This window comes from Streptomyces sp. URMC 123 (assembly GCF_051386515.1).
In the GTDB taxonomy this organism is placed as follows: domain Bacteria; phylum Actinomycetota; class Actinomycetes; order Streptomycetales; family Streptomycetaceae; genus Streptomyces.
This window is the reverse complement of sequence record NZ_JBPQTV010000324.1, coordinates 1-7,353: the sequence shown is the minus strand read 5'-3', so window position 1 is coordinate 7,353 and position 7,353 is coordinate 1. Positions and strand designations below refer to the sequence as shown.

Sequence of the window (7,353 nt, the reverse complement as noted above, 5' to 3'; positions counted from 1 at the left end):
CCGGCGACGACTTCCTGCCCCTCCTCATCGAACAGGGCTTTCTGCCGGTCACCGATGTGACCCAGCCCGGCGCCGCCGCCACCCGCACCCCCGCCGCCGCGCCGCCCAGCGCGGCCGGCGCCGCCGTCGGCCGCCGCATCGGCATCGCGCTGATGTACGGCCTGTGGAAGCCGCGTGTGCTCGGCGCCTGGCGGGTCCCCGCCACCGGCCCGGTCATCCTCGCGGTGAACCACTCCCACAACATCGACGGCCCGATGCTCATGGGCACCGCGCCCCGGCCCGTGCACTTCCTGATCAAAAAGGAAGCTTTCATCGGCCCGCTCGATCCGTTCCTGCACGCGATCGGGCAGGTGGAGGTGGACCGCGCGTCGGCCGACCGCACCGCGATCACCCACGCCCTCGGCGTGCTGGAGCGCGGCGGGGTGCTGGGCATCTTCCCCGAGGGCACCCGGGGCGAGGGCGACTTCGCCTCCCTGCGCGGCGGCCTCGCCTACTTCGCGCTCCGGTCCGGGGCGCCGGTCGTCCCGGTGGCGGTCCTCGGCAGCGCCGAGCGGCGCGGCCGGGTGATACGCGCGCTGCCGCCCCTGCGCGGCCGGGTGGACGTCGTCTTCGGCGACCCGTTCCCGGCGGGCGACGGCAGCGGGCGCAGGACCCGTACGGCGCTGGACGAGGCGACGCTGCGCATCCAGGAGCGGCTCACCGCCCACCTGGAAAACGCCAGGCGCCTGACCGGGCGCTGAGCGAGACTTTGACGAGGCGGACCGCTCCGGTCCGCCTGACAACGCGGCGGCAGCCGCACCGGACAGCGTGAACGAGGAACGGACTTCATGAACGACCAGATCCACACCGGCGACGAGCACGGTGAGCTTGGCGACGCCGAGTACGCGGAGTTCATGGAGCTCGCCGCGCAGGAGGGCTTCGACCCCGAGGAGGTCCAGGACGAGCTGGCCGCGGCCGGGCACGGCCCGCTGCCGGTGCTCGCCGTCGTCGGCCGCCCCAACGTCGGCAAGTCCACGCTGGTGAACCGCATCATCGGCCGCCGCGAGGCGGTCGTGGAGGACCGGCCGGGCGTCACCCGCGACCGCGTCACCTACGAGGCCGAGTGGGCCGGCCGGCGCTTCAAGGTCGTCGACACCGGCGGCTGGGAGCAGGACGTCCTCGGCATCGACGCCTCCGTGGCGGCCCAGGCCGAGTTCGCCATCGACGCGGCCGACGCCGTGGTCTTCGTCGTGGACGCCACCGTCGGCGCCACCGACACCGACGAGGCCGTCGTCAAGCTGCTGCGCCGCGCGGGCAAGCCCGTGGTGCTCTGCGCCAACAAGGTGGACGGCCCCAGCGGCGAGGCGGACGCGGCCATGCTGTGGTCCCTCGGCCTGGGCGAGCCGCACCCCGTCTCCGCCCTGCACGGCCGGGGCACCGGAGACCTGCTGGACGCCGCGCTGGACGCGCTGCCCGAGGCGCCGGCCCAGACCTTCGGCGGCGCCGTCGGCGGCCCCCGCCGGATCGCGCTCATCGGCCGCCCCAACGTCGGCAAGTCCTCCCTGCTCAACAAGGTCGCGGGCGAGGAGCGGGTGGTCGTCAACGAGCAGGCCGGCACCACCCGCGACCCGGTGGACGAGCTGATCGAGCTGGGCGGCGTCACCTGGAAGTTCGTCGACACCGCCGGCATCCGCCGCCGCGTCCACCTCCAGGAGGGCGCGGACTACTACGCCTCCCTGCGCACCGCCGCCGCCGTGGAGAAGGCGGAGGTCGCGGTGGTCCTCATCGACGCCAGCGACAGCATCAGCGTCCAGGACCAGCGGATCATCACCATGGCGGTCGAGGCCGGCCGGGCGATGGTGATCGCGTTCAACAAGTGGGACACCCTCGACGAGGAGCGCCGCTACTACCTGGAGCGGGAGATCGAGACCGAGCTGGGCCAGATCCAGTGGGCCCCCCGGGTCAATGTCTCGGCGCGCACCGGCCGCCACATGGAGAAGCTGGTCCCGGCCATCGAGACCGCCCTGGCCGGGTGGGAGACCCGCATCCCGACCGGGCGGCTCAACGCCTTCCTCGGCGAGCTGGTCGCCGCGCACCCGCACCCGATCCGCGGCGGCAAGCAGCCCCGCATCCTCTTCGGTACGCAGGCCGGTACCAAGCCGCCGCGGTTCGTGCTGTTCGCCTCGGGGTTCCTGGAGGCGGGCTACCGCCGCTTCATCGAGCGCCGGCTGCGCGAGGAGTTCGGCTTCGAGGGCACCCCGATCCACATCTCCGTCCGGGTGCGGGAGAAGCGCGGCCGGAAGAAGTAGCGGCCCGGCGCCCGCCGCGCGCGTACGACCTCGGAGGTCGGCGCGTACGACGCGTCCCGCGCGGCCGGCGGGGCTCCGGCCGGCACCGCCGGGGCCCGCTGCGGCTCAGAGCCCGTAGCGCCGGTTGTCGCGGGGCGCGGGGGGCAGGGCCGGGGGCATCAGTCCCCGGTGCTGCCGGCCGCCGGTGTCCCAGGAGGCGAGCCGCTCCCACGCCCCGCTGTGCGACTGGGAGCGGAAGGACCGGAAGCGCAGCTCCTCCTCGCCCGAGCGGTCGCCGGGCAGCGCCCTGAAGGACCGGCGGTACTCCGCGTAGAGCGCGTCGTAGATCGGCGTCGCCGACTGCTGGCCCACGCCCATGGGGTCCTGGGAGTGCCGCATCGCGGGGATGTGGCTCGGATAGGGGGACCTGGCGGAGGCGTCGTATGTGTGCACGTATCTGCCAACGACCTCGGCGCCCGTCGGATGCGGCTCCGGGGTGAAGACGCCCGCGCGCATCGCGTGCCGGCCGACGGGCTCGGGGCGCTCCGCGGCGGCGTGGCGGGGCGCGTCCCGGCCGGTCATGTTCCGGCCAGGGGCATCGCGGCGCCGACCAGCACGCCTCCGGCCGCGGCCTTGTCCAGCGCCTCGCGGAGCAGGTCCTCGCGCGGCTGCTGGCCGATCGAGCCCACGGGCGCCGCGTACACCAGCACCGTGTGCGACTTGTTGACGGCGGTGCGCCAGCCCTCGGTGACCGGCAGCGGCTGATGGGCCTGCCACCACGCGGTGGGGGCGGCGCCGACCGCGCCCGGCTGGAGGATCGCGTGCAGCTGGCCCATGGCGAGCAGCACGGACCAGCCCGGCAGCGGCGCCGGCGGCTGGGTCACATCGGTGACCGGCAGAAAGCCCTGTTCGATGAGGAGGGGCAGGAAGTCGTCGCCGGGGCCGTCGGAGCCGGGCCGGGCGATGGGCGAGGTCGGCTCGACCACCAGCGCCGGGTGGAGCGTCTCGCCGAGCAGCACCAGACCGCTGGTGACCCCGATCACCGCCTGGCGGGGGGCCGGGTTGAGGTCCGCCGGCGCCGGCGGAGTGGCGGCGGCCGGGGCCGGGGCCTGCGCTCCGCCGCCGAGCCCGCGCACCGCCCCCTGGAGCTGCTCCTCCGAGACCGGCACGACCTGCGAGGGGATGCAGGTGGCGTGGGCGAAGGCGAGCACCGCGGTCTCCTCGCCGACGAAGAGCACGGTGCTGGTGCGCTCCCGTTCGCAGTCGCCGGGGGCGCGGCAGGAGGTGCAGTCGTAGCTGCCCGGGGCGTTCTCGCCGGCGAGCAGCCGCTCGGCTTCTTCGTCGCCGATCTCGGCGCGTACGTCATCGCTGACGTCGAGCATGCGCGGCACGGGGTGCTCCTCGGTTTCGGGTCGGTCCGGGCGTTCCCGGCTCGTACGAGGACAACGGGCGATCTGTGGCCGGAGTCACGCACGGGCGCCTCCGCAATCGCCGGGTCGGAAGCGCAGCGTGAGGCTTCGGCCGGAAGAGCTCACTCCATGCCAACCTCTGGGCAGGGTATGGCCGTTCGGAGTCGTGAGGTGGGTCACACGCGCGGTGATCGACTGGTCGACATAGCCGGAAATAAGGGCATCAAGTGGGTGGCCGAAAAAAGCCGCTACCCGAGGTAACCGGCAACTGGCCTGCTAGGACAAGGAGTTGGTTGCTGTCAACCCTCGCGAACCCTAAATTTTGCCGCCGTGTGCACAGAGCACCGCCCGGGAACGCCCGCCGATCGCGCCGACCGAACGACCCAGCAGCGCGAGCACCACCGCACCACCTCGGCGGGCGGGGCGGCGCGGACCACCGGCGCCCATGCGTCCGGCGACCGCACCGCCCTTGGGGACCCCGGGTCCGTGGAGAGGGATTCCATGTCCGTTCGACAGAGCCATGGCCGTACCGTCGCGACGCTCGCCGGGGCGGCCCTGCTCGCCCCGCTGGCCCTGGTCGCCACGACCGGTCAGGCCCAGGCCGCCGACGGCGGCGTCTGGGACCGCATCGCCCAGTGCGAGAGCGGTGGCAACTGGAAGATCAACACCGGCAACGGCTACCACGGCGGCCTCCAGTTCGCCCCCAGCACGTGGCGGGCGTACGGCGGCACGGCCTACGCGCCGACCGCCGACCGGGCCAGCCGCGGCCAGCAGATCGCCGTCGCCACCAAGGTGCAGGCCGCCCAGGGCTGGGGCGCCTGGCCCACCTGCTCCGCACGGGCCGGGGCCGGCGGCAAGGCCCCCGCGGTCGGCGGCGACCACGGCACCGTCACGAAGCGCGCCACGAAGTCCGCCAAGGGCTCCGTCAAGGGCTCTGCCAAGAGCTCCGCCGCCGGAAAGAGCGCCGCCTCGTCCGGCCGCACCACCCAGCGCAAGGCCGCCCCGTCGACCGCCCCCGCGCCCCGGCGCGACGCGGGCACCGTCGGCCGCGCGGACGGCCGCGGCGGCTACACCGTCCGCCCGGGCGACACCCTCGGCGCCATCGCCGCCGCCCACAACACCACCTGGCAGCGGCTGCACGCCGCCAACGCGGACGTCATCGGCGCCAACCCCGATCTGATCTTCCCCGGTCAGAGACTGACCGTCCGCTCCGCCGGCTGATCGGCCGGTGACCCGCCGGGGCCGCGCCCCGGCGGGCCCCGCGGCGACACCGGGCCCCACCTGTCCGCCGACCGGGTGGGGCCCGGTGCCTTACCGGGCGCGCCGCCGCCGGAACGCCCCGCGGGTCTGCCTAGCGTGCGCCAATGTCGCACAAGCGTGATAACCGACTAAAACGACTGATTGTCGTCCTCCTGGCCGCACAGCTCGGCCTGGGGACCGGGTTGGCCTCCGCGCAGGCCGCGACCGCCGACCGGGCCGACCGCACCTCGCGCCGGGCCGACAAGCCCACGTCCTACACCTGCGCGGCCCAGGGCTGGCCGTGGGACTGCATCGCCGAGTGCGAGAGCGGCGGCAACTGGCAGGCCAACACCGGCAACGGCTACTACGGCGGCCTCCAGTTCTGGCAGCCCACCTGGAAGGCGTACGGCGGCCTCGCCTACGCCAGGCGAGCGGATCTGGCCACCCGGGAGCAGCAGATCAAGGTCGCCCAGAAGGTGCTCGCCGCCCAGGGCTGGAAGGCCTGGCCCACCTGCTCCCAGCGCTACCGGCTCACCGGCCGCACCCATGTCGTACGGCGCGGGGAGACACTGTCCTCCATCGCCCGCCGCCTCGGGGTGAAGGGCGGCTGGCGCGCCCTGTACCGGGCCAACGCGGCCCGGATCGGCTCGCGCCCCGAGCGGCTGGCCGTCGGCACCCCGCTGCGGCTGCCGGACCGCGCGTCGAAGCCCCGGCGGACCACGCCTGCCGCGTCGAAGCCTCGCCGGGTCGCCCCTGCCGCGTCGAAGCCCCGTCGGGTGACGCCTGCCGCGTCGAAGCCCCGGCAGGCCGCTCCTACCCCGACCAAGCCCCAGCAGGCCGCTCCCATCCCGACCAAGCCCCGGCGGGTCACCCCTGCCGCGACGGCCCGCCGCACCACCTCCTGACCGCTGCCGACTCCTCGGGGCGTTCGGCCGGGAAGGCGCGGGCGCGGGCGCCGGGCCGCCGGGAGAGCTCGGCCGGTTCGCCGGTGAACGCCACCGTGCCGCGGCTCAGTTCGTGGACCACCGTGGTCACCGCGCGCAGCTCCGCGGTGAGGGACTGCTCGGCCACCAGGACGGTACGGCCCCCGCCGGGCGCGGCGAGCGCGCCGAAGAGCCTGTAGGCGCGGGCGCGCGCGGCCGGGGACATGCCCTGCGTCGGCTCGTCGAACAGCAGCAGCCGCGCCGGCGACAGCACGGCCCGGGACAGGGCCAGCATCCGCTGCTCGCCGCCCGAGAGCGTGCCCGCCCGGCGGCCCAGCAGCGGCCGCAGCGCGGGGAACGCGTCGAGGCCGGCGGCGATGTCGCCGCCGGGGGAGGCCAGGGCGAGGTTCTCGGCCACCGTCAGGGACGCGAACACCGCCCGCCGGTCCGGTACGAAGCACAGGCCCCGGCGGGCCCGCGCGTGCGCCGGCAGCCGGGTGACGTCCGTGCCGCGCCAGACCACCCGGCCGGAGGCGGGCGCGACCGTGCCCGCCACGGTGCGCAGTACTGTGGTGCGGCCGGCGCCGTTGCGGCCCAGCAGTACGGTGACCCGTTCGGCCGGCACCACCAGGTCCACGCCGTGCAGCGCCTCCAGGGGCCCGTAACGCACCCGGGCCGCGCGCAGTTCGACCTCGACGCTCATGGGGCGACCCCGGTGCTGCTCACGGTGCGACTCCGGTGCTCATGGCGACTCCGGTGCTCATGGTGGTGCCTCGCCGGCCCTCACGGCGACACCCGCGCCAGCACGCGCTCCGCCGGGCCCGCGGCGACGATCCGGCCCGCGGCCATCGCGTACACCGTGTCGGCCAGGTCGCCGACGAGGTCCGGGTCGTGCTCGACGACCAGCAGTGCCATGCCGTCGGCGGCCAGCGCCCGCAGCACCCGGGCCAGCGCGGCGACCTCGGCGGCGTCCAGCCCCGCCGCGGGCTCGTCGAGCAGCAGCGTCCGGGGGCCGCCCGCGAGCGCCCGCCCCAGCTCCACGAGGCGGAGCGTGCCGGTGGGCAGCCCGGCGGCGGGCGCGTCCCGCACCGGGCCGTCGAGCCCCAGCAGGGCGAGCGTCCGGTCGACGGCCTCCGGGTCGCGCACCCGGCCGTTCTCCGCGCCGACCCGCACGTTCTCGGCCACGGTCAACGACGGGAACACGGCGAGCTGCTGGAAGGTGCGGGCCACGCCGAGGCGGGTACGGGCGTGCGCGGGCAGCCGGGTGATGTCCCGGCCGTCGAGCGTGACCAGGCCCGTGCCGGGGCGCAGGGTGCCGCACAGGCAGTGGAACAGCGTGCTCTTGCCGGCGCCGTTCGGGCCGATGAGCGCGGTGATCCGACCGGGCGCGACGGTCAGGTCCACCTCGTCCAGCGCGGTGAACGACCCGTACGCCGCGCCGAGCCGGCGTGCGGTGAGGCGCCCGGCGCGGGGACGCGGGGGTGGGTGGAGGCGCGTACGGCGTGGACCTGGTGG

General features: G+C 75.4%; 8 protein-coding genes. 4 read left to right on the top strand and 4 right to left on the bottom strand.

From position 1 onward, the window contains the following. Positions 1–152 precede the first annotated feature (152 nt). On the top strand, positions 153–740 hold the full coding sequence (locus ACSNOD_RS26185; protein WP_436769525.1) for a lysophospholipid acyltransferase family protein: 588 nt from the start codon (positions 153–155) through the stop codon (positions 738–740). Positions 741–827: 87 nt separating this feature from the next. Beyond that, positions 828–2,288, top strand: a complete 1,461-nt coding sequence (der, locus tag ACSNOD_RS26180; RefSeq protein ID WP_436769523.1) for a ribosome biogenesis GTPase Der — start codon at positions 828–830, stop codon at positions 2,286–2,288. 105 nt (positions 2,289–2,393) lie between these two features. Here the strand turns inward: der and ACSNOD_RS26175 are convergent, their stop codons facing one another. Then, positions 2,394–2,849 carry a hypothetical protein gene (locus tag ACSNOD_RS26175; protein WP_436769522.1) on the bottom strand — a complete coding sequence of 152 codons (456 nt, stop codon included), beginning with the start codon at positions 2,847–2,849 and terminating at the stop codon, positions 2,394–2,396. Beyond that, complete coding sequence (locus tag ACSNOD_RS26170) at positions 2,846–3,649, bottom strand: hypothetical protein (RefSeq protein ID WP_436769524.1); 804 nt, start codon at positions 3,647–3,649, stop codon at positions 2,846–2,848. The genes ACSNOD_RS26175 and ACSNOD_RS26170 overlap by 4 nt, the downstream gene beginning before the upstream one ends. A 528-nt stretch (positions 3,650–4,177) precedes the next feature. On the opposite strand from ACSNOD_RS26170, the gene ACSNOD_RS26165 reads away from it, so the two are divergent. Then, the gene (locus ACSNOD_RS26165) at positions 4,178–4,897 is read left to right on the top strand and encodes a transglycosylase family protein (RefSeq protein WP_436769521.1); all 720 of its coding nucleotides are present in this window, start codon (positions 4,178–4,180) and stop codon (positions 4,895–4,897) included. Between the two features lie 143 nt (positions 4,898–5,040). Further along, the gene (locus ACSNOD_RS26160) at positions 5,041–5,820 is read left to right on the top strand and encodes a transglycosylase family protein (RefSeq protein WP_436769520.1); all 780 of its coding nucleotides are present in this window, start codon (positions 5,041–5,043) and stop codon (positions 5,818–5,820) included. On the opposite strand, the gene ACSNOD_RS26155 is transcribed toward ACSNOD_RS26160, so the two are convergent. Beyond that, positions 5,783–6,541: an ABC transporter ATP-binding protein gene (locus tag ACSNOD_RS26155; RefSeq protein ID WP_436769519.1), complete on the bottom strand. Its 759-nt coding sequence runs from the start codon at positions 6,539–6,541 to the stop codon at positions 5,783–5,785. The genes ACSNOD_RS26160 and ACSNOD_RS26155 overlap by 38 nt on opposite strands. An 80-nt stretch (positions 6,542–6,621) precedes the next feature. Further along, the coding region (locus ACSNOD_RS26150) for an ABC transporter ATP-binding protein (protein WP_436769518.1) at positions 6,622–7,353 on the bottom strand (732 nt) is incomplete at its 5' end.

Coding starts and splice junctions, on each gene's coding strand:
- der (WP_436769523.1), top strand. CDS start 828: ATGAACGACCAGATCCACACCGGCGACGAGCACGGTGAGCTTGGCGAC.
- ACSNOD_RS26155 (WP_436769519.1), bottom strand. CDS start 6,541: ATGAGCGTCGAGGTCGAACTGCGCGCGGCCCGGGTGCGTTACGGGCCC.
- ACSNOD_RS26160 (WP_436769520.1), top strand. CDS start 5,041: ATGTCGCACAAGCGTGATAACCGACTAAAACGACTGATTGTCGTCCTC.
- ACSNOD_RS26170 (WP_436769524.1), bottom strand. CDS start 3,649: ATGCTCGACGTCAGCGATGACGTACGCGCCGAGATCGGCGACGAAGAA.
- ACSNOD_RS26165 (WP_436769521.1), top strand. CDS start 4,178: ATGTCCGTTCGACAGAGCCATGGCCGTACCGTCGCGACGCTCGCCGGG.
- ACSNOD_RS26185 (WP_436769525.1), top strand. CDS start 153: ATGTACGGCCTGTGGAAGCCGCGTGTGCTCGGCGCCTGGCGGGTCCCC.
- ACSNOD_RS26175 (WP_436769522.1), bottom strand. CDS start 2,849: ATGACCGGCCGGGACGCGCCCCGCCACGCCGCCGCGGAGCGCCCCGAG.